Genomic DNA, 25,276 nt, shown 5'->3' with positions numbered 1-25,276 from the left:
ACGGGAGTTCACCATGAAGGCCCTGCTCGCCACCGCCGTGATCGTCGCCACGGCCACCGCCGCCCTCGCCCAGCCCTATGACCGGTCGCGCCCGGCGGGAAACAACCTGGACGGGCGCTACCAGATCGGCTCGGGCCGCTCGCCCGGCGCCCCGCTCGACCGCGGGCCCTACACGTCCGACGCGAACCGCGCCTACATGGGCGGCGGCATGGTGATGGAGGGCGCGCCGGGCGCCTCGGCCCCGATGCCACAGGCGATGCCGAATGCCGGCATGGAGTCCTCGGGCATGGGCGCCCCAGGCATGGGCTCGTCCTACGGCAGCACGATGCGCTGATCCTCAGGGCAGGATCGGCAGGTTCGAGCGCCGCGGGCCGGAAGATCCGCGGCGTCTCGCGTTTCAGGCCGCGACGGCCTCGGCCTCCCAGCCATCCTCGCGCAGGGCCGCGACGAGCACTGCGGCGTCGCCGGCCACGGTGACCTCGCGGCGGTCGAGGTCGATCCGGGGCTCGGCACCGGGCATCGCGTCGTGGATGGTGGCGGTCACGCCCTTGGCGCAGCCGCCGCAGGTCATGTTGGGGATGCGGATGGTGGTCACGGCGTCACTCCTGGCTTCCCGCGGAGGTGGGGTGCACCTCAGGGGCCCGCCAAGGCCTCGGAGAAGCGGAGCAGGTATCCGTCCGGATCCTGGACGAGGAACTGCCGCACGCTCACGGCCACGTCGCCCACGCGGTAGGTTTTCGTCTCCGGCGGCATGAACAGCGACCAGCCCGCCTCGGCCAGGGCATCGAGGATCGGGTCGAGGGACAGGACCGCGATCTCGAAGTTGACGTGACGCCCAAAGGGACGTTCGGTCGGGGCGACCTCCCAGCGCTGCGGACGGTCCCCGGGCAGCTGATCGAGCATGATCCGTGAGCCATCGCGCTCGATGCAGGCGAAGCCCTCCTCGGGCCGGTCATAGGCGACCTGGAAGCCGCAGAGGCCGCACCAGAAGCGCAAGCTCGCGGCGCAGTCCGTAACGCAGAGTTCCGGTACGATCGCGGGTTGCCTCATGCCGCGGCGATGGCGGCGTTCATGGCGCGCACGCCGGCGGCGGGCCCTTCCGGGTGGTTCCAGACCGAGCCGACGACCGCGAGGAAATCGGCCCCCGCCCTCACGAGCGGCGCGCAGTTCTCGGCGGTGATGCCGCCGATCGCGACGGACGGGACCTCGGCGATCTCGTGCCACCATTCCAGCAAGTCGACGGTCGCGACGTGGACCGTCTCCTTCGTCGCCGTCGGGAAGAAGGCGCCGAAGGCGACGTAGTCCGCGCCGACCTCCCCCGCCTCCATCGCGAGGTGGCGGGAGGCGTGGCAGGTGATGCCGAGCATCCTCTCGCCCAGTGCGGCCCGCGCCGCCGCGTGGTCGCCGTCGCCCTGACCCAGATGGGCGCCGTCGCAACCGCTGCGGATCGCGAGGTCGGCGCGGTCGTTCATCAGCACGGCCACGTCATGGGCCTGCGCGACGGGCAGGATGGCCTCGGTCGCGCGCAGAACGTCGTCGTCCGCGGCGTCCTTCAGCCGGATCTGAAGCGCCGCGACATCGCCCGCATCGAGCGCGCGGGCGAGGTCGTCGCGGAAGGAAGCGGCGTCCAGGCGCGGGGGGTGATGAGGTAGAGGCGGCAACCCGCTTGCATGACCCGTCCGTTCAGCCCGTCGCGTGCCAGAGTTCGACGCCCTCGCGCTCGACCTCGAGCGCGGAGGGATGTCTGGCCGCTGGCGCGTCCCGCCCGGCAACGTGGGGCCAGGCGACCACGTCCACGTCGCGAACCGCGGACCGGCGGATGCCGTCACCCAGCCTCCTGGCGCCGATTACCAGCAGGTCGGCATCGGGCGCAGTGTCTAAATCGCCCCGGGCGAGGGAACCGAACAGGACGGCGCGCGACGCACCGCGCGGTGGATTCCGCGCGAAGTGCTGCCGGAGCGAGGCGATGATGCGCTCGCGCCGCGCCGCGCGGTGCCGGGCCGCCGGGCTCATTCGAGTTCCGGTGCGAGGGCGCGGGCCGCCGCCATCGCGGCCTCGGCGGCCGTCAGCGCCGCTGCCGCCTGCTCGCCGCCGATGAGGTCGGCCGGAGCCTCCTGACGCCACATCGCCCGGGCGAGCCTACTCACGGTGCCGTACCTCCAGGACCGTGCCGCGCGGCAAGGATGGCCGCGCGGCGCCGGATGCTCAGGCCTTGTACACGTCCATGATGTCCGTGAGCAGCTTCACCGCGTCCGCCTTCGGCCGCTGGAAGGCGTTGCGGCCCATGATCGAGCCGTTGCCGCCGGCGGCGTGGATCGCGCGGACCTCGTTCAGGATGTCCTCGGACCCCTTCGCCTCGCCGCCGGAGAAGACCACGAGGCGGCGGCCGCCGAAGCAGGCCTGGACCACGTGCTTGAAGCGCGCGACCGGGTCGTTCACGTCCACCGGGTACTTCTCGTAGGTCTTCTTCGCCGCATCGAGCGAGATGGCGGAGGTCGGCGGCTTCACCTTGATGATGTGCGCGCCGATGAGTGCCGCGATGTGCGCGGCGTAGGCGCAGATGTCGAGCGCGGTCTCCGCCGTCTTGTCCAGCATCGGGCCGCGCGGATAGGACCACACGACGACCGCGAGGCCGCATTCCTTCGCCTCGTTCGCGATCTCCGTCAGTTCCTCGATCATCTCGAACTGGTATTCGGAGGACGGGTAGATCGTGAACCCGACGGCGGAGCAGCCGAGCCGCAGCGCATCGCGCACGCCCGCCGTCACCGCTTGATCCTTCGTTGTGGACAGGCTGTTGGAGGAGTTGATCTTCAGGATGGTCGGGATGGCGCCAGCATAGGTCGCAGCCCCCGCCTCGATCATGCCGAGCGGCGCGGCATAGGCGTTGCAGCCCGCCTCCAGCGCGAGCTCGAACATGTAGCGGGGGTCATAGCCCGCGGGGTTCGGCGCGAAGGAACGGGCGGGGCCATGCTCGAAGCCCTGGTCCACCGGCAGGATCACCATGCGCCCGGTGCCGCCGAGCCTCCCCTCCATCAGGATGCGGGCGAGGTTCGCCTTCGTCCCGGGGTTGTCACTCTCGTACCAGGAGAGGATTTCCTTGACCTTCGGCGTCAGTTGCATCGGTGGTTCCCCCGGGGTGGTGGCGGTAATGAATGGCTGCGGCGTCGGGCGGCACCCGTCGCGTTCGGGCGCGGATTAGCCGGGGCCTGGGCGGCTGTCACGGTAGGCCAGCCAACCATCGCGTGAGAATGGCGCGCCCACCCTCCTTCCGCAGGTCCAGGGCGGAGAGGTCCAGCGCCTCCGGCCGCGCGGGCAGCAGCCCTGCCCCGACCTCCGCAGCGGCGGCTTCCACGGTCGCATAGGCCGGGCAGGACGGATCCAGCACGAGGCACCGCCAGCCGCGTCGCAGCGCATCGAGGGCAAGGCCGGGCGCGACGCCGCAATCCAGCACGGCGAGGTGCGGTACGCCGGGATGTGCCTGCCGGGCCTCGGCGACCATCGCCGCCATCACGCGTGCACCCGGAAAGGCGGCGGCGTCCGACGGCGAGACCAGCACCACCCCACGCGGCCCCGCCGCATCCAGCGCCGCCACGGCCTCGTAGGCTGAGGCGAAGACGACGGCCGGCGCGTCGCCCTCCGCGCCCCGGTTGCGGGCCTCCTCATTCCCGTGCAAAGCCATCACGGCGACGTGGGGCGCGGTCGAAGGGGCGACATGGCGGATAGCCTGGCAGAGGCGACGGCGCGACTGGAAGCCGCGGTTGAGCGGCTCGCCGCGGCCGCCGCGCGTCCCCGTTCCGCTGGCGTGCCGCCGGAGGAGGTGGCGGAACTCTCCCGCCGCCTCGACGCCACCCTCGTGCGCCTGAAGGCGGCGCTGCGCGAGGACGGCGACCTGCCGGACGACGAGCGGGAGGGCTGAGGGTTTGGGACAGGTCACGGTCCGCGTCGGCGGCTACAGCCACCCCGTTTCATGTGAGGACGGGCAGGAAGCGCACCTCGTCTCCCTAGCGGCCGAGGTGGATCGGCGCATTCATTCCGTCCGCTCCATGGGCGGCCAGTTCGGGGAGAGCCGGCTCCTCCTCCTCGCCGCGCTGTTGCTGGCTGACGAGGTTCACGACCTGAAGATCGAAGTCGCCCAGGCCCGGGCCGGCATGCCGGGCCAGTCGGCGCCGGACCCGCGACTCGCCCATCGCCTGACCCAAGTCGCCGAGCGGATCGAGCGGATCGCGGCCGGGCTGGAACAGGGCGGATAATCCGCACCGCCGCCCTGGCATCGCGCGGGGAGAACGCCTACATCGGTCGGGCGGGGCTGCTTCGCGCGCCAGGCACGAATATCCCCGGGGCCAATGAGCATCCTCCGGGAGCTGGCTCTGACCGGGCCCTGGTCCGGTTAACTGGCGCCCACCTGCACCAGCAGGCCTTGGAGGATTTCACGCCAGCGGCCATGGCGGCTCCGCACCTCCTTCCCGACGATCCGCTCTGCGACGTGCTGCTGGCCGAGGCGAAGGCCGCGGCCCGCGGCCGCGCGCTCGCCGCCCGGCACGGGCAGGACGCGGCGGCCTGCGGCGAAGCGATTTCCGGACACGTCCTGCGCGACCTGCCGCCGCGGCCCGGCGGCGTCGTCGCGGGATTCTGGCCCATGGGGCCGGAGGTGGATGTCCGTCCCTTGCTGCGCGCCCTGGCTGCCCGCGGCCATCCCGTCGCCCTGCCGCGCACGCCCAAGCGCGGCTCGCCCCTGACCTTCCACGCCCACGACCTCGACGCTCCGTTGGCCCGCGGGCCCTTCGGCACGTCCCAGCCGCCCCCGGAGTCGCCAGTCCTGGTGCCCGAGATCGTCATCGTCCCGCTGCTGGCCTTCGACCGCGCCGGGCGGCGCCTCGGCTATGGCGGTGGCTACTACGACCGCACGCTCGCCGGCCTGCCGCGCGCCTTCCGCCTCGGCGTCGCTTATGCCGCTCAGGAAATGGAGGCGGTCCCCGCCGGCCCGCTCGACGCCCTGCTGCACGCCGTCGCGACGGAGCGCGGCGTGATCCGCTTCGGAGACCCGTCCGTTTGAGAATCCTCTTCCTCGGCGACGTCGTGGGCCGCGCCGGCCGCGACGCCCTCACCGCGCGCCTGCCCGGATTGCGTGCCCTACTCCGCGCCGACCTCGTCGTCGTGAACGGCGAGAATGCCAGCCACGGCTTCGGCCTGGCCCCCGACATGGCCCGCGCCTTCCTCGCCGCCGGCGCCGACGTGCTGACCCTCGGCAACCACGCCTGGGACCGGAAGGAGATCATCCCCTATATCGCAGAGGAGCGCCGCCTGATCCGCCCGATGAACTACCCACCCGGCACGCCGGGTCAGGGGGCGACGGTGGTAGAAGTACCCGGCGGACGCCGTGCGCTTGTCATCCAGGTCATGACGCGGCTGTTCATGGAACTGCTCGACGATCCCTTCCGCGCCGCGCAGGCGGAACTGGCCCGCCACACGATGGGCCCTGCGGGCAGCGTCCAGGCCATCATCGTGGACATCCACGGGGAAGCGACCGCGGAGAAGCAGGCCTTCGCCCATTCCTTCGACGGCAAGGTCAGCCTCGTCGCGGGCACGCACACCCACGTCCCGACGGCCGACCACCAGGTGCTTGCGGACGGCACGGCCTTCGTGACGGATGCAGGGATGTGCGGCGACTACGACAGCGTCATCGGCATGTCGAAGGGCGGCGCATCGCTCCGCTTCTGGCGCAAGGTGCCGTCCGAGAAACTCGCGCCGGCGGAGGGTGAGGCGACCCTCTGCGGCGTCTTCGTCGAGACGGACGACGCGACAGGCCTCGCGACCCGCTGCGATCCCGTGCGGGTCGGTGGCCGGCTCTCGCAGATCCTGCCGGCCGCCTGACCGATCAGCGCGCTGCGATCGCGGCGATCTCGACCTTCACGTCGCGCGGCAGGCGCGCGGCCTGCACGGTGGCGCGCGCCGGAGGGTTCGTCGGGAAGTAGGTGCCGTAGACCGCGTTCATCCGGCCGAACTCGTTCAGGTCGGCCATGAAGACGGTGGTCGAGACGATGTCCGCCATGGTGAACCCGGCCGCCTCGACCACGGCCTTGAGGTTCTCCAGCACCTGCCGCGTCTCCGCCTCGATCGAGCGGTCGGCGATCATCCCGTTCGTCGCGGGGTCCAGCGCGATCTGCCCGGCGAGGTAGAGCGTGTTCCCGACGCGGATGGCCTGGCTGTAGGGCCCGATGGCCTCCGGCGCGTTGCGGGTGGCGACGACCCGGTCCTGCGCCGCGGCGGGCAGGGCCGCCAGCACGGCGGCGAGGCAGGTCGCGAGGATGGCACGGGTCATGAGGTCCCTCCGGTCCGCGGGCGGCGGGACGCGCGCCCGGGCCGGCAGGGTGGGGCGATTCGGTGCCCCGGCGGAAGCGCCGCCTATTCCGGCTCGATCCCCGCGGCGCGGATGGCGTCCGTCCACTTCACCGTCTCGGTGCGGATGAAGGCCGCAGCCTCCTCCGGCGACCCGACGGTGAGCGACATGCCCAGCCCGTTCTCGATCCGGTCCTTCAGCGTCGGGTCCGCGGCGGCGCGGCGCACCGCCTCGTTCAGCCGCGCGATGATGCGGGGCGGCGTGGCGGCAGGGGCGCAGAGCACGAACCAGGCGAAGATCTCGTAGTCCGGCAGGCCCTGCTGCGCGATCGGCAGGATGTCGGGCAACTGCGGCGCGCGCGCCTTCGTCGTCACGCCCAGCGCCCGCAACTGCCCGCCCTGCACCCCCGGCAGGATCACCGCCATGTCCGCGACGAAGAGGTCCACCCGCCCCGCGATGAGGTCCTGCACCGCGTTCGGCGAGGATCGATAGGGCACCGGCAGCATCTTCACCCCGGCCATGGAGGCCAGCATCTCCGTCGAGACGCGCTGGGACGCCGAGGAGGTCGCGAAGGACACGGCCTCCGGCCGCGCGCGCGCCGCCGTCAGCAGGTCCTCCAGCGTCCGGAACCGCGAATTGGCCGGCACCGCGACAAGCAGCGGGACGGAGGAAAGCAGCGAGACCGGCGCGAAGTCGCGTTCCATGTTGAACGGCACGCGCCGGTTCAGCGCGTTCGCCGCGGCGTTCGTCGAGTTGGTGCCGAACATGATGGTCTGCCCGTCCGGCGCGGCGCGGGCCACGGCCTCGGCGCCGATCATGCCGTTCGCGCCGGCCCGGTTCTCGACGACCACCGGTTGACCCAACGTTTCCCGCATCCGCTCACCGAAAAGGCGCGCAACGCTGTCCGTGGCCGACCCCGCGGCGAAGGGCACGATCCCCCGCACCGGTCCCGTCGGGAAATCCGACTGCGCGAAGGCGGGGCGGGCCGTTGTCGCCGCCGCGATGGCGGCGGGCGAGGCTGCGAGCAAGGCGCGGCGGTTCATGGCGTTTCCCCCAGGCTATCGTTGCCCGAAGCGATACGGGCGCCGCCGCGCGCCCGCAAGCCGCACGCGTGCGAGGACGTCAGAAGTGGATGAATTCCGGAGCGAAGAGGCCGAGGCCGGACAGCGCAACCCCGATCACCCCCAGCACGATCCCGCCCACGGCCAGCAAGGGCACCCCCGTGACGATCGAGGCGGACGCCACGACGATCGCGACCTGGAAGGCCGCCGAGCCGTATTCGAACATGTGGTAGGCCGCCATGGACTTGTCGCGCTTGCGCTCGGCGTCCCGCGCGCGGGCGGAGAGTTCGCGCCGCCCCTCGCCGGTCGAGGGCTCGCTTTCCCAACGATCGGCGCTGGCGCGCCAGGCCGCGATCTGGCGCTCGACGCCGGCGCGCCGCGCCTCGTCGGCGCCGGGCAGGGCGAGGGCTTCCTGTTCCGCCGCGGTCCGCACCGTCGTCTGGCGGATGGTCCGGGCCTGGAAGAAGGCCCAGAGGTTCGCGGCCTCCACGTTCCGGTTCAGCGCCTCGGTCTGCGCGCTCTTCGCCCCGGTCTCTGCGAGCGCCAGGAACAGCGCGAGGACCGCGATCAGAAGCGCGACGGGCTTGTTGTCGCCTGCGTGGTCCGCCCCGTGCCCGTGCCCAGCCATCCGATGAATTCCCCCGTTCCACGGCGGGCGTGTGCCATCACGTAGGCGTGAGGGGAAGGGCGTCCCTGAGCTTCAGCATCCGCCCCTGCCAGGTCCGGCCGATGCCGCTGGCGTTCAGCATGAGGCGCGCCGTCTCCTCCGTCTCCTCGCGCGACAGGGTCGGCACCTCCCGGTACGGCGCGCCGCAGGACAGGGCGACGGCAGCGTTCTCGGCCATGTAGATCGCGATCATCAGGGCTTCCTGGATCGTCGGCCCGACCACGACGGCGCCGTGGGCCCTGAGCAGGGCGGCCCGGTTCGCCCCGAGCGCCGCGGCGAGGCTGTCCGCCTTGGCGACCGTGTCGATCAGCATCCCGCCCGGCCCGAACGGCGCGCTGTCCCAAAGCGGGACGTCCCAGCCCGCCACCGTCCCCGTGTGGAAGACCGGGCGCAGGGGAGGGGCGCCCGGCATGGTGAAGGGCAGCAGCGGCCGGGCGTGGTGATGGATGCAGCATCGCACGTCCGGCCGTGCCGCGAAGATCCGGGCGTGCAGCACGGCCTCCGCGTATTGCCGCACGGAGGGATCGAGGCACCGTCCGACCGAATCGTGGAGGCGGATGTCCGCCGCCGTGACGGCGGCCGGCGCGATGGCGCGCGACAGCCAGAAGTGATCGGGCCGCGCGGGATCGCGCAGCGCCACGTGGCCGAAATCGTCCACGATCCCTTCGTTGGCCAGGATGCGGTTGGCCAGGGCCAGATCTTGCAAGGAAGCCTGCAAGCCGGTTCCGTCCTCCGCCGCGGACGCGGTCCCGCCCGTCACGTCGCTCATCCACGCTGCTCCCTCGAAGGTTCCGCTGCATGCACCGTCGCCACCTGCTTGTCATGCCGGCGCTGGCCGCGCCCTTCCTGTCGCGCGGCGCTGCGGCGCAGGCCCGTCCCGTGGTGCGGGTGGTCGTCGGCTCCCCACCCGGCGGCGGCGTGGACACCTCGGCCCGCATCTTCGGGGAGGCCGTCGGGCCCGCCCTCGGCGAGACCTGGGTCGTCGAGACGCGCACCGGCGCCAACGGCTCGATCGGCAGCGCCCTCGTCGCGCGCTCCGACCCGGATGGGCGGACGCTGATGTGCAACTCCGACAGCCACCTGCTGACGCGCGGCGTGATGAAATCCGTGCCCTTCGACCCTATCGCCGACTTCACGCCGATCTCCCGGCTGATCGTCTCGCCCCTCGTGCTCGTCGGCGCGCCGAACCTCGCGGCGCGGGACATGGCGGCGCTGCTGGCCGAGGTCCGGGCGCGGCCGGACCGGCATTCCTTCGCCAATACCTCCCTTGGCACCTCCGGCCACCTGGCGACGGAGGTCTTCCGGCTGGAAGCCGGGGTGCCGCTGTTGATCGTCACCTACCGCGGCACCGGCCCCGCGCTGCAGGACGTGGTGGGCGGGCAGACCAGCCTGATGATGGCGCCCCTCGTCTCCGCGCTGTCGCTCATCCAGGGCGGACGCCTGCGGGCCTATTGCGTCACGGGCGGCAAGCGCGCCGCGGTGGCGCCGGAGATCCCGAGCGCCGAGGAGGTCGGGATGCCCGCCCTCGCCCCGATCGCGCCATGGTTCGCCCTATGGGGACCGAAGGGCCTGCCCGCCGCGTCCGTCACCCGCATCTACGACGCGGTGCAGGCGGCCGCCCGCACCGAGGACATCCGCCGGAAGGTGAGCGAGCTCGGCGGCGAGGCCGTGATCGGCGAGACGCCGGACGCCTTCGGCGCGCTGGCCGTCGAGACGACCGCGCGCGGCCTCTCCATCCTCCAGCGCGCGGGCGTTCAGCCGGAATAGCGGCTAGTCGTCCCGGACCCGTCCGCGCGCGGCCTTCGTCGTGCTGCGCACCTGCTTCGCCACGAGGCGCCGCTCCTTGCTCGCCTTCGTCGGCCGCGTCGGGCGGCGGGCGACCGGTGCGATCAGGGCCGCGCGGATCAGGTCGGCGAGGCGTTCCCGGGCCGCCTCCCGGTTCCGCTCTTGCGTCCGGTGTTCCCGCGCGGTGATCAGCAGGCCGTCCGCCGTCCAGCGCCGCCCGGCCTGCGCGCGCAGCCGCGCCAGCACGGCGTCAGGCAGGTCCGGGGCGAGCGCCGGGCGGAAGCGCAGCTGGACCGCCGTCGCGACCTTGTTGACGTTCTGACCGCCGGGGCCGGATGCCGTGACGAAGGCTTCCTCCAGCGCCTCGGCCGGGATCGTCAGGCGGTGGTTGATGCGAAGCGGCTCGGCCATGCCGCGCTTGTACACCGCGGCGGGACGGCCGGTGAGCGGTAGCGCCGCCGGGCCATTCTCGCCGTCCGCGGCGGGCACTGCGGGGGGACGAACGGAACGCCGGGCCTGTGCCGCGCTGCCTCGCGGATGGTGAGGTGTCCGCCTCCGGCGCCCTCGGCGTCCCGCGGGGCGAGGTCCCGCCGGCGACGGGCGGCACCGCGCCGCCCAAGGCAGCACCCGCCCTGCCGTCCGGGGATGAGGCCGCCCGACGGATGGCCTACACCACGCGGATCTCGCCACGCCGCGCTGGCTGCGACGCAACGCGTGCCACGATCCGCGCGCCCTGGCGTCCGGTCGCAGCCTGCCGCTAGACTTCTCCGCACCACCCGCGCCACCCGTGGCTGGTCCGGCGGCTCCCGCCGACGGGACGCAACGGATCATGCGCGCCGGCGCGGCCTGGCCCGCTCGGGTGACCAGAACCGCGCCGGCCGCGCCCGTCCGGGGGAGGTGCGGTCAAGGGCAGCCGGGCGGGGGCAGGCCGGGAGGAGGAGGAGAATGCAGCCCATCCTGTCGCGCCGCGCGACGTCGTCGCTGCTCGCCTTGCCCGCGCTGATCACCGGCCGCCCGGCACGCGCGCAGTGGCACCCGACCCGCCCAGTGCGCCTCATCGTGCCCTTCCCGCCGGGCCAGGCGAACGACATCTTCGCCCGCATCATCGCCGAGAGGGCCAACGAGGGCGCCTTCGCGGGCGGCCGCATCGTCGTGGAGAACCGCGGCGGCGCCGGCGGCACGATCGGCATGCAATCCGTCGTCGTCGCGCCGCCCGACGGGCATACCCTCGTGTTCGGCTCGCTCGCGACGCTCGCGATCAACCCCGCGATCATGCGCGGCGTGCCCTATGACCCCGAGCGTGACTTCGCGCCGGTCGTGCGGGTCTTCGAGGGGCACCTCGTCCTCGTCGTCCCGGCCCAGGGCCCGCACGCGGATGTCGCCTCCCTCATCAAGGAAGTGAAGGCGGGCGGGACGGACTATGCGAGTTCGGGCCCGGGCTCGACCCAGCACATGGGGGCCGAGCTGTTCCTGCAGGGCCTCGGCGCCCGGGCGACGCACGTCCCCTACCGAGGCTCCGGACCCGCGCTGGCGGACGTGGCCACGGGCGCGGTGGACTTCGCCTTCGAGAGCGGGGCTTCGGCGATGCCGATGGTCCGCGCGGGGCTGCTGCGCGCCCTCGCCGTCTCCTCCGCCGCGCGGCAGCCCGCGCTGCCCGAGGTGCCGACAGTCGCGGAGGCGGCGGGGCTGCCGGGCTACGCGGTGCTCGGCTCGGGCGGCATCCTCGCCCCCGCGCGCACGCCGCAGGCCGTGCTGGCCGGGCTGTACGAGGGGCTGGCCGCTGCCCTGGCCGATCCCACCGTCCGCGCCCGGATCACGGAGGCCGCGGCGACCCCGATCGCCGAGGGCCCAGACCCCTTCGCTGCGTTCATCCGAAGCGAACTCGCGAAGTGGCGGGAAGTCGCGCGCGTCGGCGACATCCGGCTGGAGTAGGACGCGGCCGCCCACTCCCGGGGCGGGCGTCCCCCCGGAGGATTTGGTCGGTAGAGGCTTCGGTCAGTAGAGCGTGCGCGCCACGCGCGGCCCGACATCGTCGTCGTAGTGCGACGGCGCGACGGCGCCCTTCATGTGTTCCGACAGCAATTCGCCCGCTGTCGGCACGCCGTCCCCCTTCCGCCGGTCGCCCCAGAGCTTGGACCGCAGGATGGCCCGGGCGCATTGCAGGAACACCTCCCCCACCGAGACGAGGATCACCGTCGGCGGCACCACGCCCTGATGGGTGAAGCGTTCGCGGAGGCTCGGGTCCGTCGTGATCCGGGCCGTGCCGTGCACACGTACCGTCTCGCCCATGCCCGGCACGAAGAACAGCAGCGCCACGCGCGGGTCGTCCAGGATGTCCCGCAGCGCGTCGAGGCGGTTGTTCCCCTTGCGGTCGGGGATGGCGATCGTCCGCTCATCCAGAACCGCGACGAAGCCCGGCGCGTCACCGCGGGGGGAGCCGTGCGGGCCGCGGTCCCCGATCGTCGTCAGGACGAAGAAGGGGGAGGCGGTGATGAAGGAAGTCGTCTTCGCGTCGAGACGGTCCGTCGTCTTGTTGCGGACGATGTAGGAGGGCTCGGGGTAGAGGGCGGCCAGCGCCTCGGGCGTCGTCACCGCGAAGGGGTCGGCGGGGGTCAGGGCGTCCATCGTGCGGGACCTCGATTTACGGCGCCGGCGGGCTGTCCGGCGTGGAAGGCGTGTTCCTCGCAGCCTAGCAAGGCCCGGGCCGTCCGGAAGGTCCGGCTTGGCGGTTCGGGCGGCTCCCCCTTATACGGGCGGCCTTCCCCGACCCTTCCCAGGACCATCGCCGCCCCATGGCAGGCCACTCGCACGCCAAGAACGTCGCCCACCGCAAGGCCGTCCAGTCGGCCAAGCGGTCCCAGGCCTATGGAAAGCTCATCCGGGAGGTCACGGTCTCGGCCAAGCAGGGCCTGCCGGACCCCGCCCATAACCCGCGCCTCCGCGCCGCGGTGAAGGCCGCGCTGGCCGCCAACATGCCGCGCGACACGGTGGAGCGTGCGATCAAGCGCGTCGCCGCGGGCACGGACAACGAGAACTACGACGAGGTCCGCTACGAGGGCTACGGCCCCGGTGGCGTTGCGGTGATCGTGGAAGCGCTGACGGACAACCGGAACCGCACGGCCTCCGACCTCCGCTCCGCCTTCTCCAAGCACGGCGGGGCGCTGGGCGAGACCAACTCCGTCTCCTTCCAGTTCACGCGGGAGGGCGTGATCCGCTACCCCCTCTCGGCCGGCGACGCCGACAAGGTTCTGGAGGCCGCGATCGAGGCCGGCGCGCAGGACGTCGAGACCGACGAGGACGGCCACGCCATCCGGACCGAGATCGAGGACCTTTTCGCCGTCCGCGACGCGCTGGAAGCCAGCCTGGGACAGGCCGAGAGCGCCAAGCTGGAATGGCGCCCCAGCGCCACCGTCCCCGTGGATGAGGATGCCGGGAAGGGGCTGATGAAGCTCCTCGACGTCCTCGACGATCATGACGACGTGCAGAACGTCTATGCCAACTACGACATGGACGAGGCGGTGATGGAGCGCCTGACCGCCTAGCTTTTAAGACGACAAGGCGCGGGGTGCATGCGCTAGGGTCCGGCCGAGGAGGAACCCCCATGCCATTGCACCCCGAGACCCTTGCCCTGCACGCCGGCTGGCGACGCGATTCCGCGACGAAGGCCGTCGCGGTGCCGATCTACCAGACCACGTCCTACCAGTTCGACGACACGGCCCACGCTTCCCGCCTCTTCGGGCTGCAGGAACTGGGGAACATCTACACCCGGATCATGAACCCGACCTGCGACGTGCTGGAGCAGCGCGTCGCGGCGCTGGAGGGCGGCGTGGCCGCGCTGGCGGTTTCCTCCGGGCAGGCGGCCTCGGCCTTCGCGATCCAGAACCTGGCGCATGCCGGGGACAACATCGTCAGCAGCACAAACCTCTACGGCGGCACCTGGAACCTCTTTGCCAACACGATGAAGGACATGGGCATCGAGGTCCGCTTCGTGGACCCGGCCGACCCCGACGCCTTCGTCCGCGCCTCCGACGACCGGACGCGCGCGTGGTACGCGGAAACCCTGCCGAACCCGAAGCTGGAGGTCTTCCCGATCGCCGAGGTCGCGGCGCTCGGCCGGCCGCTGGGTATTCCGCTGATCATGGACAACACTGCGGCGCCCTTGCTGGTGCGGCCCTTCGACCACGGGGCGGCGGTCGTCGTCGCCTCCACTACGAAGTACCTCGGTGGCCACGGGACGAGCATCGGCGGCATCGTCGTGGATGGAGGCAACTTCGACTGGGCCGCGCATCCGCAACGCCAGCCCGCGATGCACCGGCCCGACCCGTCCTACCACGGGGCGGTCTGGGTGGAGGCGGCAAAGCCCCTCGGCCCCATCGCCTACATCCTGAAGATGCGCACGACGCTGCTGCGCGACCTCGGCTCCGCCATGGCGCCCTTCAACGCCTTCATGACGATCCAGGGGATCGAGACGCTGGCGCTCCGGATGGAACGCCACTGCCGGAACGCCGAGATCGTGGCGGATTTCCTCGCGGGACGGCCGGAGGTCGCGCGGGTGATCCACCCGTCCAAGCAGACCGGCCTCGCCGGCGAGCGCGCGGCGAAGTACCTGACGCGCGGCCGCGGCGGGCTGCTCGGCTTCGAGCTGCGCGACGGGATGGAAGCCGGGCGCCGCTTCATCGACGCGCTGCAGCTCGTCTACCACGTCGCGAACATCGGCGACGCGCGGACGCTGGCGATCCACCCGGCCAGCACGACGCATTCGCAACTGACGCCGGAGGATCAGCTGAAGACCGGCGTCTCCTCCGGCTACGTCCGGCTTTCCGTCGGGATCGAACATCCCGACGACATCCTGGCCGACATCAGCCAGGCCCTGGACGCGGCGCACGGGACGCCGACTCGGATGGCGGCGGAGTAACGGCCAGCGTCGCCCTGCGTGGCGCCCGGGAAGGCAGCGACCATGGAAGCGCGATGCGGCTGCGGCGCCTTGACCGTGCGGGTACCCGGCCGTGCCAGCATGGTGGTAGCCTGTCACTGCACGGAGTGCCAGCGCCGTACCGGCTCGCCCTTCGGTGTCGGCGCATTCTACCGGTGGGGGGACGTGGAGATCACCGGCGCGGCGACGGAGTTCGCCCGCGACGGTGCGGCTGGCGGCAAGGTGCGGACGTCCTTCTGCCCGACCTGCGGCTCAGCGGTGTACTGGCGCGCCGACCGGGCACCTGGCCTCGTCGCTATCGCAGTGGGCTGCTTCAACGACCCTGCCCACCCGGAACCGAATCGGTCGATCTGGGAGCGGAGCGGCTTGCCCTGGGCCACGGTCATTGCCGATCAGCACCTGCCTGGCGGCAGCCGCCGATCGGATCCGGTCACCGCTTCTCCACTCCCCAGAAGACCGGGATGATCGTCGCCCGCACCCCGTCCAGGTTCGCCCGCATCGCGGCGGGCGTGCGGAACTGTCCCGCATTGATGTAGGGCAGGCTCCGAAGCGCCTGGGCCTGCACCTGGTCCAGGATGGCGCGGCGCCGATCCGCATCCGGCTCCTCCCACCAGGACCGGCGCAGGTCTTCCAGCCGCTGGTCGCAGGGCCATCCGGGCAGCCCGCCTTCCCCGCACGGAGAGGCGAGGTAGAGGTTCGTGAGCGGGTCCCGTGCGTCCAGCACGTTGGCGACAGTGACGAACATGTCCCATCCCCCGGCGTTCGGCGCCTCCCGCCGGCCGCGGCGCTGCGTGACGGTCGCCCAGTCCATGGACGGCACGTCCATGTTGAAGCCGGCCCGGCGCAGCGCATCCGCCATCACCAGCGTGACCGCGTTGTTGATGGGGCTGTCCGAGGCGTTGAGGAAGACGACGGGACGCCCGTCATACCCGCTCTCCCGCAGCAGGGCGCGGGCGCGCTCGGGGTCCGGGCGTTCCAGCCCCTCCGACCCCGCACGGCTCTCCAGCGGCGTGCCGCACAGGAAGTAGGCCGCGCAGAAGGCCACGCGGTCCTCCTCCCGCACCCCGGCGGCGGCCAGGTTGTCCGGCTGGCTGATCGCACGAAGCACCGCCTGCCGTGCCCGTGGGTCGTTAAAGGGCGGGTGCAGGTGGTTGACCCGTAGCCAGATCACCGACCCCGCCGCGTTGATCGGCATCAGCCGGATGTTCCGGTCGCGCGCCAGCAGCGGCAGCACGTCACCGGAGGGCTGTTCCCAGAAGTCGATCTCCCCCCGCGCCAGCGCTGCGGCGGCGGTGGCGGGGTCCGGCAGGTTCAGCCACTCGATCCGCTCGACGCGCGCGACCTTGCCGCCGGCAAGCCCGTCCGGCGCCTCGGACCGCGGGCGGTAGGCCGGGTTGCGGCGGTACACCGCGCGGTTCCCCGGCTGCCAGGCCGCCCGTTCGAAGATGAAGGGCCCACTGCCCGTGGCGTCCGTGATCTGCGTCGTCGGCGGCGTCTGCGCGATCCGCTCGGGCATCACGAACAGTGCGGAGGCGGTCGGCCGCGCCAGGGCCTCCGCCACAAGCGCGAAGGGGCGGGACAGGCGGATCTCGAACGTCCGGTCGTCCACGACTTCCATGGAGGCGGTCGCAGCCGCCAGCGCCCGGCCCACCACGTCCCGCGCCGCCCAGCGGCGGATGGACGCCACGGCGTCCGCCGCCCGCACCGGCGTGCCGTCATGGAAGGCCAGCCCCTCCCGCAACGTGAAGCGGTGCGTCATCCCGTCCGCCGAGGCCTCATGCCGCTCCGCCATCTGCGGCCGCGCGACGCCCGCCGAGTCGAGCGCCATGATCTGGTCGTAGACCATGAAGCCGTGGTTGCGGACGAAGGCCGCCGTGGATGCCACGGGGTCGATGCTGCCGAGGTCGTTGACCAGCACGATCCGCAGCGTATCCCGCGGCGCCGGCTGCGCCGCCGCGGGACACGCCGCCTGCCCCGCGAGGAACAGGGCGCCAAGCGCCCCGACCAGCCGTCCGGTGTGCGTCATCCCGGTCACTCCCCCGATCCGACGGCAGGATGGCAGGCCCGGTGCGATCGGCACAGGCGGGACCGGCTTCCGGTCCGGCCACCTGCGGCGCTAAGGCTGCACCCCATGCCCGCAACCCGGATCCTCGGCCTCGATCCCGGCCTCCAGCACACGGGCTGGGGGCTGATCGAGGTAGACGGGTCCCGGCTGCGGCACCTTGGGGACGGCGTCGTCAGCACCGGGGCCGACCTGCCCCTGGCCGAGCGGCTGTCGCAGCTGCACCGCGCACTCTGCGCCCTGCTCGACGCGCACCGGCCTGCGGAGGCGGCGGTGGAGCACACCTACGTCAACAAGAACCCGGGCGCGGCGCTCAAGCTGGGCCAGGCGCGCGGCGTGGTGCTCCTGGCGCCGGCCCTGCACGGCCTGATCGTCGCCGAATACCAGGCGATGGAGGTCAAGCGCGCCGTCGTCGGCACGGGACACGCGGACAAGATCCAGGTCCAGGACATGGTGCGCCGCCTCCTGCCGGGCGCGGTCATCCGGCGGGCCGACGCGGCCGATGCGCTGGCCGTCGCGATCTGCCACGCGCACCATCGCGCCAGCCGCATCGCGCTGGCCCGCGCCTACGTCCCGGGGTGACGTTGCCCACCCCCGGCCGGCAGGCCATCTAGGCCCGCAATGATCGGAAAGCTCACCGGCCGCCTCGATTCGGTGCATGAGGGCGGCTGCATCCTCGACGTGAACGGCGTGGGCTACGTCGTCTCGGCGACGTCCCGCGCCGTTTCAGCCCTGCCCGCAGGCGGCATCGGCACCCTCTGGATCGAGACGGTGGTGCGGGAGGACGCGATCACCCTCTACGGCTTCGCAGACGCTGCGGAGCGCGACTGGTTCCGGCTGCTGACGGGCATCCAGGGCGTCGGGCCGAAGGTCGCGTTGAACCTCCTCTCCGCCCTTTCGCCGAAGGACCTGGCCGGCGCGATCCTAGCCGGCGACCGCGGCAGCCTGACCCGCGCCCCGGGGGTCGGCCCGAAACTGGCCATCCGCCTGTTGTCGGAACTGCGGGAGAAGGTCGGGGGCATGCCGACCGGCGATGCGGGCTTCGTCATGCCCGCCGCGGTCATCGCGACCGTCGGGACGGAGGCCGAGGCCATTTCGGCCCTCGTCAACCTTGGCTGGAAGCGGCCGGAGGCGGCGGGTGTCGTCGCCCGCGTGAAGGACCGGCTGGGGGAAGGGACGGAACTCGGCGCCCTCATCCGCGAAGCCCTGAAGGAGATGGCGCCGCGCTGACCGCGGGCTGACCCAGGGGCTCACCGGAGCCGGACCGGGGGTCTGATCGGCCATCGCGGGAACGTCCCGCGAACACTATATTGCCGGTATGCCCCCGACCGAGACCATGGCTCGCATCACCGCCGGCCAGCGCCAGGAGGAGGACGCGGCCGAGGCAACGCTTCGCCCGCAGACCCTCGCCGACTTCACCGGCCAGCCCGCGCTGCGGGAGAACCTGTCCGTCTTCATCCAGGCGGCCCGGGGCCGCGGCGACGCGCTGGACCACGTGCTCCTCTTCGGCCCGCCGGGCCTGGGCAAGACGACGCTGGCGCAGATCGTCGCGCGCGAACTGGGGGTGGGCTTCCGCGCGACCTCCGGCCCTGTACTGCAGCGCGCTGGCGACCTCGCGGCCATCCTGACGAACCTGCAGCCGCGCGACGTGCTCTTCGTGGACGAGATCCACCGCCTCCAGCCAGCCATCGAGGAAACCCTCTACCCCGCGATGGAGGACTTCCAGCTCGACCTCATCATCGGGGAAGGGCCGGCGGCGCGGACGGTGCGGATCGACCTGCCACCCTTCACCCTCGTCGGCGCGACGACGCGGGCCGGCCTGCTCGCGACGCCGCTGCGCGACCGCTTCGGCATCCCGCTGCGCCTGCAATTCTACTCGCCGGAGGAGCTGGAGAGGATCGTCGCCCGCGGCGCCCAGAAACTCGGGTTCGAGCTGACGGCGGACGGCGCGCGGGAGATCGCGACGCGCGCCCGCGGCACGCCGCGCATCGGGGGCCGCCTCCTCCGCCGCATCCGCGACTTCGCCGCCGTCGCCGAGAAGACCGCCGACCGCAGGCTGGTGGATTCCGCTCTGAAGCGGCTGGAGGTGGACAGCCTCGGCCTCGACGCGATGGACCGCCGCTACCTCCGGCGCCTCGCCGACCACCACGGCGGCGGCCCGGTCGGGGTGGAGACCCTGGCCGCGGCCCTGGCCGAGAGCCGCGACACGCTGGAGGAGGTGATCGAGCCCTTCCTGATCCAGGAAGGCCTGATCCTGCGGACCCAGCGCGGCCGCGTGCTCGGCCTGCCCGGCTGGAAACACCTGGGGCTCACCCCGCCCCGGAACGCGCTGGCGGCACAGGGCGACATCCTCGACGGGTTGCTCGAACCGGACTGAGCGCCGGACCGCTGGACAGAACGGAATCGTCCGTCGCCCGTTGAAACGACTCCCTGAGTCCCCTTCCTTACCGAAAGTTCATAAACAGGAAGGAAAGCGTTCATGTCTGGTTTACGTCGCCGTGGGCTCCTGACTGCCCTGGCGGTCGCCCCGCTCGCCGCCCCGGCGGTCCTTCGCGCCCAGGCCAGCGGGGGACTGCCCGACCGGCCCATCCGGATCATCGTCCCCTATAGCGCCGGCGGCATCACCGACGTGATCAGCCGCGGCATGGCCGCCGGCATGCAGGCGGTCCTCGGCCAGAACGTCATCGTGGAGAACCGTCCCGGCGCCAACGGCACGGTCGGCACCACGGCCGCGGCCCGCGCCCCGGCCGACGGCACCACGATCACGATGGGCATCACCGACACCTTCGCGATCAACCGCTCGACCTTCCCCAGCCTGCCCTACAACGACGAGGCGGACTTCGCCCCGATCTCGATGGTCACGCGCGTCCCCTTCGCCCTCATGGTCGGCGCCCACCGGCGGGAGATCACGGACTTCGCCTCCTTCGTGCGCGAGGCGAAGAGGGAAGCCGGCGCGCTCACCCACGCCTCCTGGGGCGTCGGATCCTCCTCCCACCTCGCCTTCGAATTCGTGGCGCGGAACCAGGGCTTCCAGAAGCTGCATGTCCCCTTCGCCGCGCAGGCGCCGGGAATGCAGGCGGTCGCTGCGGGGCAGGTGGATTCGATGATGCTGCCGGTCGGCGGTGCCAACTCCCTCGCGGTGGACAACCGGGCGCGGATCGTGGCGCTGGCGCATTCGCAGCGGATCGACCTGGTGCCGAACGTGCCGACGCTCACCGAACTCGGCGTCCCCTTGGCGACCGGCCTCTGGCTCGCCCTCTACGCGCCCGCGCGCACCCCACCCGGCGCCATCGCGCGCCTGAACCAGGCGGTGCGCGACGGCGTGCGCCACCCGCAGACGATGGACGTCTTCCGCCAGCAGGCCGGAATAGGCGAGCCCTCGACGCCCGAGGAACTGGCCACTTTCGTCCGGCGCGAGCGCGAGCAATGGGCCCGCGTGGTGCGGGAGGCGAACATCACCGTCAATTCGTAGGCGTGTGGGGCCCGGCCGGCACGGCCGCCGGGCCCCAGCCCATCAGACCGGCACGGGCTGCGGCGCGGGGGCCACGGCCGGCGTCAGCGGCCGCAATTCCCCGCGCGAGGCGTCGTACCCGGCAAGCAGGATGTCCACCATCCCGAAGCCCCGCGGATGCTTGCCCCCACTCGGCCGCCACGCAACGTCGCGCAGGATCGAGTCGCTGCTGCCCTCGACGACCCGGTGGAAGGTCTCGGCCACGATGCGGCCACCGATCGGGCCGAGCTTGCCGCGGTGCACCTCCGCCTCCCGCAGCACGTAGAACCAGAGCGGCGTCTCGGTCGTCACCTCGCCCAGGAGGTCGCCGGTCAGGTCCGTCAGGTCCACGCCGCCGTTCCCTGGCTCCAGGATTTGCGGCGAGGTGAGGGTCGGCGTCGCGGCGCCCAGCGCCTTGAAGGCGAAGGCCACCTCCTGCGCCGTCGCCAGCTTCACCTGCCGCCCGCGCAGCAGGTTCCGGAAGGCGAGGTTCAGTTCCAGCGGGTCGGCAGGAACTCCGCCACGCCCGCCGAAGGCCCCCAGCGGAAGCTGCGCGAGCGGATCCGTCAGCCGCGTGTCGATCCGGTGCGCCGCGTTCAGCCCGGCCGGCGCGACGGGCGCGAGGGCCGGCATGCCCGCATCCGTCTTGAAGTCGAAGAGCCGCGTGAAGTCCGCGACCCAGTTGCTCGGCAGGTGGTCGAAGGTGCCGTCGGTCGGCTTGTTGATGTCGCTCGGGACGGCGTTCGGCGGCGCCGTTCCGCTCGCGAAGGGCGAGAGGTTGCCGCTCGTGCCGGAGAAACGGAACAGGTTCTCGAGCGAGCCCGGTGCCAGCGCGTCGCCGCGCGGATGGAAGAACTGGTTCCAGTCATAAGCCTCCCGGATCATGGAATGGCCCAGTCGATAGGCGGCGACGGAGAACTCGATGGGCATCGTCGGGATCCCGACCGCGCCGACCTCGAAGACCTTGCGGCCGTTCTGGAACACGTCGTCCAGGACGGATTGCTCGACGATGCGTGGCAGGAAGTCGTGCACGATCATCCACTGATAGTGCTTCACCACTTCGGCCCGGACCGCCGCAAAGGGCTGGCCGGGCATGCGCCGCGCCACCGCGTTGTGGAAGCGCATGAAGGCCAGGTGGATCTGGGCGACGGCCAGGTTCTCGTCGTTCCGCCGATCCGGGATGTCCGCCAGGCGCGTCTGCGTCGCCTCCGGCGCGAGGGCGCCGAGGCGCGGCAGGTCGAAGCCCGGAAGCGGCTTGTCGGCGACCGGCCCGGGGCCGGAGGCCTGCGTCTCCCCCAGTTTCAGGCTGACCCCGTCCGCCTCGTAGAAGCGCGCGCTGTTCGGGTCGGCCGGTCCCTTGCCGTAGAGGCTGTCAAGGTCGAGGGCCGGGCTGCGCTCCTGCTCGGTGGGCAGTCCGGTCGGCGTCCCGCCGCTCAGCTTGCTCGGGTCGCGCGTCAGGTCATGGTCGATGAACTGGCCGAGATAGGTGAAGCCGGCCGGCAGTCCCTGCGCGTCGGCCTGCGCTGCGGGCGCGGCCATCCGCTGGCCGAGGATGCGGAGCAGCGCGTCGCTCTGTGCGGGGGCGCCGCGCTTGACCATCTCCGAGAAACGGAAGGCGCCGGCCTCCTCCGCCGGGGTGATCTCGCGGGTGACGTCGCCACGAACCTCATGTCGGTTCACGACGAAGTAGACGGGGCGGGCGTGACGTTCGGCCATGACGGGATCCCTCCTGCCCGGTTGTGGGCGGGGGAGCGTCGCAATCCGGGGTTGCGGGCGGCAAACGAAACCAAGCGCTTTCGGAAAAATTTCAGATCCGTTCTACTCACCGTTCCGGATGGTCTGCAGGACGGGATGGCCCACAAGGTGCCGCCCGGTTAACCCACTGCCATGGCCGTCCACCGCTACCCTCTTCGCGTCTACTTCGAGGACACCGATGCCGGAGGGGTGGCCTACCATGCCAACTACCTCCGCTGGGCGGAACGGGCCCGGACGGAATCCTTGCGCGACATAGGCTTGCCGCTCTCCCTTATGACGGCGCGTCACAATTCGTCCCTCGTCGTCCGCCGCCTGGACGTGGCATACCGGCGCCCGGCGCGCCTGGACGACCTGCTGACCCTGGAGACGCGGGTGCTGAAGGCCGGCGCCGCGTCTCTGGAGGTGGGCCAGGACGTGCTGGGGGAAGATGGCGGCCTGCTCGCGCGGCTGACGGTCGGCCTAGTCTGCGTGGACGTCGCGACGCTGCGGCCCGTCCCGCTGCCGGAGCCGTGGCGGAGCGCGATGCGGCCGGCCACGGGGCTGGAATGACGTCACGGTCGCGCCACGACCGGGCAGCAGGGTTGCCGGGGAAGGGGGCCGTCGCGGGTTCCCATCCCCGGACGTAGGGGGTAGGGGGCGCGGCCGCGGGGGCTGCCGGCCCCCGGTGTTTCGAGGAGACCGGCCGTGAACAACGTGACGGCGCAGAATCTCGGGGGCGCGGCCCACGACCTGACGCTCTGGGGCCTGTTCCTGCAGGCCGACTGGGTCGTGAAGGCCGTGATGATCGGGCTGCTGCTGGCCTCGGTCTGGGTTTGGGCGATCGTGTTCCAGAAGGTCGCCGCCGTGCGCCGGGTGAACCGCGCGGCCGATGCCTTCGAGGACAAGTTCTGGTCCGGCGGGAACCTCGAGGACCTGCACCGCGCGGAGGGCGAGCGCCCCACGCATCCCATGGCCGCCGTCTTCGGCGCGGGGATGCGGGAATGGCAGCGCAGCGCCGACATCTCGGCCCAGGGCGGCACGCGCGGCGCGCGCGCCATGACCTCCATGCGCGAACGCGCCGAGCGGGCGATGGGCCTGGCCGTGCAGCGGGAGATGGACGGGCTGGAGCGCTGGATGACCTTCCTCGCCTCCGTCGGGTCCGTCGCGCCCTTCATCGGCCTCTTCGGCACGGTCTGGGGCATCATGAACTCCTTCTCGGCGATCGCCGGGATGAACAACACGAACCTCGCGGTCGTCGCGCCCGGCATCGCGGAAGCGCTCTTCGCGACGGCCATCGGCCTCGTGGCCGCCATCCCCGCCGTGCTCGCCTACAACAAGATCAGCACGGACCTCGCGCGCTTCGCGGGGCGGCTGGAGGGCTTTGCGGGCGAGTTCGGCGCCATCCTGTCGCGCCAGGCGGATGACGCCACGGCCGCGCCGCCGCGCGAGACGGAGCCGGCCTGAGCCATGGCCGCCTCCCTGCAGGGCGCCGGCCGCGGCGCGCGCCGCGGGCGCTACCGCCCGATGGCCGAGATCAACGTCACGCCCCTGGTGGACGTGATGCTCGTGCTGCTCATCATCTTCATGGTGGCGGCGCCGCTGATGACTTCCGGCGTCGCCGTGGACCTGCCGCGGACCAACGCCGCCGCGCTGAACCAGGACCAGGAGCCGCTGACCATCACGGTGAACCCGGAGGGCCGCATCTTCCTCCAGGACACGGAGGTCCCGATCGAGGGGCTGGTGACGCAGCTCCGCGCCATCCTCGAGAACCAGCCGCAGGGCGCGCCGGAGCGCCGCATCTTCGTCCGCGGCGACCGGACCATCGCCTATGGCCGGGTGATGGAGGTCATGGGGACGGTATCCTCCGCCGGCTTCTCCCGCGTGGCGCTCTTGGCGGAGCAGCCGGCGGGACGCCCCGCGTCGGGCGGTGCGCAGCAGCCTGCCCGCCCGGCCGCGCGCCCGAGCCCGACGTCGCAGAATGGTGGTCAGAACGGCGGCCAGAATGGCAGCCAGAATGGCGGCCAGAACGGGGGCAACACCCAGCCGGGGCGGCCCGCGGGCACCGCGCAGCGCTGATCCATGGCCGCGGTCCGCGGCACGGAGGGAGACCGCCTCCGGACCTGGCTGATCGCCTCCACCGCCGCGCACGCGGCGGTGGGGCTGTTGCTGTTGCTGGAATTCAGCACGCGGCCGCTGCCGGAGCCCGCCGAGACCGCAGTCCCCGTCGAGATCGTCTCGGCCGAGGCGCCGCAACTGGCCCAGGCCCCCGCGCCGCTGCCGAGCCCGGCCCCGCCATCCCCGAACGCGCCGCGCACGCCGAGCCCGACCCCGCCGCCCCCCGAGCCGCCGCGTCCCGAGGCGCCGACGCCGCCCCCGCCTCCCCCGCCGCCAAGCCCCGCAGCCGCGCCGATGCCTGCGCCACCGACGCCGACCCCGCGCCCCAGCCCGCCCGCGCCGCCGCGCCCGGCGCCGCCGCAGGAACAGGCCAGCGCGCCGCCGACGCCGGAGCCGCCGCTCCCCCTGCCGCCGCCTCCCGCGCCGCCGGCGCCCGACGCGATCCGGCAGGCTAGCCCGACCCCGCCGGCGCCGCCCCGGCCGGAGACGCCGCGGCAGCAGCAGGCCGCCGCCGCCCCGCCCGCGCCGCCGGCACCGCCCCGTCCCAACCCCGTGCCGAACCAGGCGCCGGTCCCGCCGGCGCGTGAGCCGGCGCGCGACCCCGGCACTGCCCAGACCCCGCCCGTGCAACGCCCGGCCGACCGCAGCCAGTCCGTGCTGAACACGCTGGACCGCCTGCGCCAGCAGCAGGCGCAGAACGAGCCGCCGCGGGCGCGGCCGAACCCATCGCCCGGCGCCCCGTCCGCCGGCGGTGGCGCACCGACCGGCACGGCGCAGTTGACGGCGGGCGAGATCCGCGGCGTCGCCGACCGCATCAGCGAATGCTGGTCCGTCGATTCCGGCGCGCCGGGACTGGAGAGCATCGTCGTCGAGCTGCGGGTCGAGGCCGATGCGGGCGGCAATGTCCGCGTCGTCCGCCCGGCCGGGGGCAGCCCGCCCGCCGACCCGCGCGCGCGCATGGTCTATGAGGCGGCACGCCGCGCCCTGCTCGATCCGCGCTGCTCGCCGCTGCCCTTCCCGCGGGACAAGCTGGCGGCCATCAACGCTTCGGTCTTCCGCTTCAACCCGCGGGGACTGTCGCGATGATCACTT

Annotated in this window: 32 protein-coding genes, 1 other RNA gene and 1 pseudogene; 19 read left to right on the top strand and 15 right to left on the bottom strand. The window is 72.6% G+C overall.

The features are described from left to right. The first annotated feature begins 13 nt into the window (after window positions 1-13). Window positions 14-334 carry a hypothetical protein gene (locus ACE7GA_RS01860; protein ID WP_376094814.1) on the top strand — a complete coding sequence of 107 codons (321 nt, stop codon included), beginning with the start codon at window positions 14-16 and terminating at the stop codon, window positions 332-334. A gap of 63 nt (window positions 335-397) precedes the next feature. Here the strand turns inward: ACE7GA_RS01860 and ACE7GA_RS01855 are convergent, their stop codons facing one another. The 7 genes from ACE7GA_RS01855 to ACE7GA_RS01825 form a co-directional block, all read right to left on the bottom strand. Further along, window positions 398-595, bottom strand: coding sequence for a heavy-metal-associated domain-containing protein (locus tag ACE7GA_RS01855; protein WP_376094811.1), 198 nt, complete (start codon window positions 593-595; stop codon window positions 398-400). A 38-nt stretch (window positions 596-633) separates the two neighbouring features. Then, the gene (locus tag ACE7GA_RS01850; RefSeq protein ID WP_376094808.1) at window positions 634-1,050 is read right to left on the bottom strand and encodes a bleomycin resistance protein; all 417 of its coding nucleotides are present in this window, start codon (window positions 1,048-1,050) and stop codon (window positions 634-636) included. Beyond that, a complete protein-coding gene (gene thiE, locus ACE7GA_RS01845; RefSeq protein ID WP_376094805.1) occupies window positions 1,047-1,661 on the bottom strand; it encodes a thiamine phosphate synthase in 615 nt (204 codons plus the stop codon). Before thiE ends, ACE7GA_RS01850 begins: the two co-directional genes overlap by 4 nt. A gap of 22 nt (window positions 1,662-1,683) precedes the next feature. Next, window positions 1,684-2,013, bottom strand: a complete 330-nt coding sequence (locus ACE7GA_RS01840; RefSeq protein ID WP_376094802.1) for a nucleotidyltransferase domain-containing protein — start codon at window positions 2,011-2,013, stop codon at window positions 1,684-1,686. Further along, entirely contained in the window at window positions 2,010-2,147 is a 138-nt protein-coding gene (locus tag ACE7GA_RS01835; protein ID WP_376094799.1) for a hypothetical protein, read from the bottom strand. Before ACE7GA_RS01835 ends, ACE7GA_RS01840 begins: the two co-directional genes overlap by 4 nt. A gap of 58 nt (window positions 2,148-2,205) precedes the next feature. Further along, window positions 2,206-3,120 (bottom strand): class I fructose-bisphosphate aldolase, encoded by a 915-nt coding sequence (locus ACE7GA_RS01830; protein WP_376094796.1) that lies wholly within the window; start codon window positions 3,118-3,120, stop codon window positions 2,206-2,208. A gap of 97 nt (window positions 3,121-3,217) precedes the next feature. Next, window positions 3,218-3,679 (bottom strand): hypothetical protein, encoded by a 462-nt coding sequence (locus ACE7GA_RS01825; RefSeq protein WP_376094793.1) that lies wholly within the window; start codon window positions 3,677-3,679, stop codon window positions 3,218-3,220. A gap of 33 nt (window positions 3,680-3,712) precedes the next feature. Between ACE7GA_RS01825 and ACE7GA_RS01820 the strand changes: the two genes are divergently transcribed. From ACE7GA_RS01820 to ACE7GA_RS01800, 5 genes are all read left to right on the top strand, one after another. After that, on the top strand, window positions 3,713-3,916 hold the full coding sequence (locus ACE7GA_RS01820; protein ID WP_376094790.1) for a hypothetical protein: 204 nt from the start codon (window positions 3,713-3,715) through the stop codon (window positions 3,914-3,916). A 4-nt stretch (window positions 3,917-3,920) separates the two neighbouring features. Next, window positions 3,921-4,250: a cell division protein ZapA gene (locus tag ACE7GA_RS01815; RefSeq protein ID WP_376094787.1), complete on the top strand. Its 330-nt coding sequence runs from the start codon at window positions 3,921-3,923 to the stop codon at window positions 4,248-4,250. 50 nt (window positions 4,251-4,300) lie between these two features. Then, window positions 4,301-4,455: non-coding RNA, 6S RNA (gene ssrS / locus ACE7GA_RS01810), on the top strand. Continuing rightward, entirely contained in the window at window positions 4,442-5,053 is a 612-nt protein-coding gene (locus ACE7GA_RS01805) for a 5-formyltetrahydrofolate cyclo-ligase (protein WP_376094784.1), read from the top strand. The genes ssrS and ACE7GA_RS01805 overlap by 14 nt, the downstream gene beginning before the upstream one ends. Further along, window positions 5,050-5,871, top strand: a complete 822-nt coding sequence (locus ACE7GA_RS01800) for a YmdB family metallophosphoesterase (RefSeq protein WP_376094781.1) — start codon at window positions 5,050-5,052, stop codon at window positions 5,869-5,871. Before ACE7GA_RS01805 ends, ACE7GA_RS01800 begins: the two co-directional genes overlap by 4 nt. Before the next feature lie 4 nt (window positions 5,872-5,875). Here ACE7GA_RS01800 and ACE7GA_RS01795 read toward each other — a convergent pair whose 3' ends face one another. From ACE7GA_RS01795 to ACE7GA_RS01780, 4 genes are all read right to left on the bottom strand, one after another. Beyond that, on the bottom strand, window positions 5,876-6,319 hold the full coding sequence (locus ACE7GA_RS01795) for a RidA family protein (protein ID WP_376094778.1): 444 nt from the start codon (window positions 6,317-6,319) through the stop codon (window positions 5,876-5,878). An 83-nt stretch (window positions 6,320-6,402) separates the two neighbouring features. Next, entirely contained in the window at window positions 6,403-7,380 is a 978-nt protein-coding gene (locus ACE7GA_RS01790; RefSeq protein ID WP_376094775.1) for a Bug family tripartite tricarboxylate transporter substrate binding protein, read from the bottom strand. A 79-nt stretch (window positions 7,381-7,459) separates the two neighbouring features. Next, window positions 7,460-8,026 carry a DUF4337 domain-containing protein gene (locus ACE7GA_RS01785; protein WP_376094772.1) on the bottom strand — a complete coding sequence of 189 codons (567 nt, stop codon included), beginning with the start codon at window positions 8,024-8,026 and terminating at the stop codon, window positions 7,460-7,462. A gap of 37 nt (window positions 8,027-8,063) precedes the next feature. Further along, window positions 8,064-8,834: a class II aldolase/adducin family protein gene (locus tag ACE7GA_RS01780; RefSeq protein WP_376094769.1), complete on the bottom strand. Its 771-nt coding sequence runs from the start codon at window positions 8,832-8,834 to the stop codon at window positions 8,064-8,066. Between the two features lie 29 nt (window positions 8,835-8,863). Between ACE7GA_RS01780 and ACE7GA_RS01775 the strand changes: the two genes are divergently transcribed. After that, complete coding sequence (locus ACE7GA_RS01775) at window positions 8,864-9,832, top strand: Bug family tripartite tricarboxylate transporter substrate binding protein (RefSeq protein ID WP_376094766.1); 969 nt, start codon at window positions 8,864-8,866, stop codon at window positions 9,830-9,832. Between the two features lie 3 nt (window positions 9,833-9,835). On the opposite strand, the gene arfB is transcribed toward ACE7GA_RS01775, so the two are convergent. Beyond that, window positions 9,836-10,339 (bottom strand): alternative ribosome rescue aminoacyl-tRNA hydrolase ArfB, encoded by a 504-nt coding sequence (gene arfB / locus ACE7GA_RS01770; RefSeq protein WP_376094763.1) that lies wholly within the window; start codon window positions 10,337-10,339, stop codon window positions 9,836-9,838. A 456-nt stretch (window positions 10,340-10,795) separates the two neighbouring features. On the opposite strand from arfB, the gene ACE7GA_RS01765 reads away from it, so the two are divergent. Next, window positions 10,796-11,782 carry a Bug family tripartite tricarboxylate transporter substrate binding protein gene (locus ACE7GA_RS01765; protein ID WP_376094759.1) on the top strand — a complete coding sequence of 329 codons (987 nt, stop codon included), beginning with the start codon at window positions 10,796-10,798 and terminating at the stop codon, window positions 11,780-11,782. Window positions 11,783-11,845: 63 nt separating this feature from the next. Here the strand turns inward: ACE7GA_RS01765 and ACE7GA_RS01760 are convergent, their stop codons facing one another. After that, complete coding sequence (locus tag ACE7GA_RS01760; protein ID WP_376094756.1) at window positions 11,846-12,475, bottom strand: MSMEG_1061 family FMN-dependent PPOX-type flavoprotein; 630 nt, start codon at window positions 12,473-12,475, stop codon at window positions 11,846-11,848. Between the two features lie 167 nt (window positions 12,476-12,642). Between ACE7GA_RS01760 and ACE7GA_RS01755 the strand changes: the two genes are divergently transcribed. The 3 genes from ACE7GA_RS01755 to ACE7GA_RS01745 are packed head-to-tail and all read left to right on the top strand — an operon-like array spanning window position 12,643 to window position 15,248. Continuing rightward, window positions 12,643-13,392, top strand: coding sequence for a YebC/PmpR family DNA-binding transcriptional regulator (locus ACE7GA_RS01755; RefSeq protein WP_376094753.1), 750 nt, complete (start codon window positions 12,643-12,645; stop codon window positions 13,390-13,392). 59 nt (window positions 13,393-13,451) lie between these two features. Beyond that, window positions 13,452-14,765, top strand: coding sequence for an O-acetylhomoserine aminocarboxypropyltransferase/cysteine synthase family protein (locus ACE7GA_RS01750; protein ID WP_376094750.1), 1,314 nt, complete (start codon window positions 13,452-13,454; stop codon window positions 14,763-14,765). A gap of 42 nt (window positions 14,766-14,807) precedes the next feature. Continuing rightward, on the top strand, window positions 14,808-15,248 hold the full coding sequence (locus ACE7GA_RS01745; protein WP_376094747.1) for a GFA family protein: 441 nt from the start codon (window positions 14,808-14,810) through the stop codon (window positions 15,246-15,248). Here ACE7GA_RS01745 and ACE7GA_RS01740 read toward each other — a convergent pair. Then, the gene (locus ACE7GA_RS01740; protein WP_376094744.1) at window positions 15,214-16,809 is read right to left on the bottom strand and encodes an ABC transporter substrate-binding protein; all 1,596 of its coding nucleotides are present in this window, start codon (window positions 16,807-16,809) and stop codon (window positions 15,214-15,216) included. The two genes, ACE7GA_RS01745 and ACE7GA_RS01740, sit on opposite strands and share 35 nt — an antisense overlap. A gap of 105 nt (window positions 16,810-16,914) precedes the next feature. Here ACE7GA_RS01740 and ruvC point away from each other — a divergent pair, with 105 nt between their 5' ends. The 4 genes from ruvC (at window position 16,915) to ACE7GA_RS01720 (ending at window position 20,317) form a co-directional block, all read left to right on the top strand. Next, window positions 16,915-17,427: a crossover junction endodeoxyribonuclease RuvC gene (ruvC, locus tag ACE7GA_RS01735; protein WP_376094741.1), complete on the top strand. Its 513-nt coding sequence runs from the start codon at window positions 16,915-16,917 to the stop codon at window positions 17,425-17,427. A gap of 39 nt (window positions 17,428-17,466) precedes the next feature. Then, the gene (gene ruvA, locus ACE7GA_RS01730; protein WP_376094738.1) at window positions 17,467-18,075 is read left to right on the top strand and encodes a Holliday junction branch migration protein RuvA; all 609 of its coding nucleotides are present in this window, start codon (window positions 17,467-17,469) and stop codon (window positions 18,073-18,075) included. An 88-nt stretch (window positions 18,076-18,163) separates the two neighbouring features. Beyond that, window positions 18,164-19,222, top strand: a complete 1,059-nt coding sequence (gene ruvB / locus ACE7GA_RS01725) for a Holliday junction branch migration DNA helicase RuvB (RefSeq protein WP_376094735.1) — start codon at window positions 18,164-18,166, stop codon at window positions 19,220-19,222. A 102-nt stretch (window positions 19,223-19,324) separates the two neighbouring features. Next, window positions 19,325-20,317, top strand: a complete 993-nt coding sequence (locus tag ACE7GA_RS01720) for a Bug family tripartite tricarboxylate transporter substrate binding protein (RefSeq protein ID WP_376094732.1) — start codon at window positions 19,325-19,327, stop codon at window positions 20,315-20,317. A 42-nt stretch (window positions 20,318-20,359) separates the two neighbouring features. On the opposite strand, the gene ACE7GA_RS01715 is transcribed toward ACE7GA_RS01720, so the two are convergent. Next, the gene (locus ACE7GA_RS01715) at window positions 20,360-22,051 is read right to left on the bottom strand and encodes a peroxidase family protein (protein WP_376094729.1); all 1,692 of its coding nucleotides are present in this window, start codon (window positions 22,049-22,051) and stop codon (window positions 20,360-20,362) included. 171 nt (window positions 22,052-22,222) lie between these two features. Here ACE7GA_RS01715 and ACE7GA_RS01710 point away from each other — a divergent pair, with 171 nt between their 5' ends. The 4 genes and pseudogenes from ACE7GA_RS01710 (at window position 22,223) to ACE7GA_RS01695 (ending at window position 25,270) form a co-directional block, all read left to right on the top strand. Continuing rightward, window positions 22,223-22,639, top strand: coding sequence for a YbgC/FadM family acyl-CoA thioesterase (locus tag ACE7GA_RS01710; protein ID WP_376094726.1), 417 nt, complete (start codon window positions 22,223-22,225; stop codon window positions 22,637-22,639). A 135-nt stretch (window positions 22,640-22,774) separates the two neighbouring features. Further along, window positions 22,775-23,533, top strand: a complete 759-nt coding sequence (tolQ, locus tag ACE7GA_RS01705; RefSeq protein ID WP_376094723.1) for a protein TolQ — start codon at window positions 22,775-22,777, stop codon at window positions 23,531-23,533. A gap of 3 nt (window positions 23,534-23,536) precedes the next feature. After that, window positions 23,537-24,025, top strand: a pseudogene (gene tolR, locus ACE7GA_RS01700) (protein TolR); the annotation flags it as partial. 123 nt (window positions 24,026-24,148) lie between these two features. After that, entirely contained in the window at window positions 24,149-25,270 is a 1,122-nt protein-coding gene (locus tag ACE7GA_RS01695) for a hypothetical protein (RefSeq protein WP_376094720.1), read from the top strand. The last annotated feature ends 6 nt before the right edge of the window (window positions 25,271-25,276 follow it).

This window comes from Roseomonas sp. CCTCC AB2023176, from assembly GCF_042259275.1.
Lineage (GTDB): Bacteria > Pseudomonadota > Alphaproteobacteria > Acetobacterales > Acetobacteraceae > Roseomonas.
Note: the sequence above shows the minus strand (reverse complement) of the source record. Positions and strands in the feature narration are given on the sequence as shown.

Bases quoted from the DNA above. Each gene is read 5' to 3' on its own strand.
- ACE7GA_RS01715 (WP_376094729.1), bottom strand. From the start codon at position 22,051: ATGGCCGAACGTCACGCCCGCCCCGTCTACTTCGTCGTGAACCGACAT.
- ACE7GA_RS01860 (WP_376094814.1), top strand. From the start codon at position 14: ATGAAGGCCCTGCTCGCCACCGCCGTGATCGTCGCCACGGCCACCGCC.
- ACE7GA_RS01830 (WP_376094796.1), bottom strand. From the start codon at position 3,120: ATGCAACTGACGCCGAAGGTCAAGGAAATCCTCTCCTGGTACGAGAGT.
- ACE7GA_RS01775 (WP_376094766.1), top strand. From the start codon at position 8,864: ATGCACCGTCGCCACCTGCTTGTCATGCCGGCGCTGGCCGCGCCCTTC.
- ACE7GA_RS01780 (WP_376094769.1), bottom strand. From the start codon at position 8,834: ATGAGCGACGTGACGGGCGGGACCGCGTCCGCGGCGGAGGACGGAACC.
- ACE7GA_RS01760 (WP_376094756.1), bottom strand. From the start codon at position 12,475: ATGGACGCCCTGACCCCCGCCGACCCCTTCGCGGTGACGACGCCCGAG.
- ACE7GA_RS01825 (WP_376094793.1), bottom strand. From the start codon at position 3,679: ATGGCTTTGCACGGGAATGAGGAGGCCCGCAACCGGGGCGCGGAGGGC.
- ACE7GA_RS01790 (WP_376094775.1), bottom strand. From the start codon at position 7,380: ATGAACCGCCGCGCCTTGCTCGCAGCCTCGCCCGCCGCCATCGCGGCG.
- ACE7GA_RS01710 (WP_376094726.1), top strand. From the start codon at position 22,223: ATGGCCGTCCACCGCTACCCTCTTCGCGTCTACTTCGAGGACACCGAT.
- ACE7GA_RS01755 (WP_376094753.1), top strand. From the start codon at position 12,643: ATGGCAGGCCACTCGCACGCCAAGAACGTCGCCCACCGCAAGGCCGTC.
- ACE7GA_RS01740 (WP_376094744.1), bottom strand. From the start codon at position 16,809: ATGACGCACACCGGACGGCTGGTCGGGGCGCTTGGCGCCCTGTTCCTC.
- ACE7GA_RS01820 (WP_376094790.1), top strand. From the start codon at position 3,713: ATGGCGGATAGCCTGGCAGAGGCGACGGCGCGACTGGAAGCCGCGGTT.
- ACE7GA_RS01720 (WP_376094732.1), top strand. From the start codon at position 19,325: ATGTCTGGTTTACGTCGCCGTGGGCTCCTGACTGCCCTGGCGGTCGCC.
- ruvC (WP_376094741.1), top strand. From the start codon at position 16,915: ATGCCCGCAACCCGGATCCTCGGCCTCGATCCCGGCCTCCAGCACACG.
- ACE7GA_RS01745 (WP_376094747.1), top strand. From the start codon at position 14,808: ATGGAAGCGCGATGCGGCTGCGGCGCCTTGACCGTGCGGGTACCCGGC.
- ACE7GA_RS01805 (WP_376094784.1), top strand. From the start codon at position 4,442: ATGGCGGCTCCGCACCTCCTTCCCGACGATCCGCTCTGCGACGTGCTG.
- ACE7GA_RS01785 (WP_376094772.1), bottom strand. From the start codon at position 8,026: ATGGCTGGGCACGGGCACGGGGCGGACCACGCAGGCGACAACAAGCCC.
- ACE7GA_RS01850 (WP_376094808.1), bottom strand. From the start codon at position 1,050: ATGAGGCAACCCGCGATCGTACCGGAACTCTGCGTTACGGACTGCGCC.
- ACE7GA_RS01765 (WP_376094759.1), top strand. From the start codon at position 10,796: ATGCAGCCCATCCTGTCGCGCCGCGCGACGTCGTCGCTGCTCGCCTTG.
- ACE7GA_RS01695 (WP_376094720.1), top strand. From the start codon at position 24,149: ATGGCCGCGGTCCGCGGCACGGAGGGAGACCGCCTCCGGACCTGGCTG.
- ACE7GA_RS01840 (WP_376094802.1), bottom strand. From the start codon at position 2,013: ATGAGCCCGGCGGCCCGGCACCGCGCGGCGCGGCGCGAGCGCATCATC.
- ruvA (WP_376094738.1), top strand. From the start codon at position 17,467: ATGATCGGAAAGCTCACCGGCCGCCTCGATTCGGTGCATGAGGGCGGC.
- ACE7GA_RS01750 (WP_376094750.1), top strand. From the start codon at position 13,452: ATGCCATTGCACCCCGAGACCCTTGCCCTGCACGCCGGCTGGCGACGC.
- ruvB (WP_376094735.1), top strand. From the start codon at position 18,164: ATGCCCCCGACCGAGACCATGGCTCGCATCACCGCCGGCCAGCGCCAG.
- ACE7GA_RS01795 (WP_376094778.1), bottom strand. From the start codon at position 6,319: ATGACCCGTGCCATCCTCGCGACCTGCCTCGCCGCCGTGCTGGCGGCC.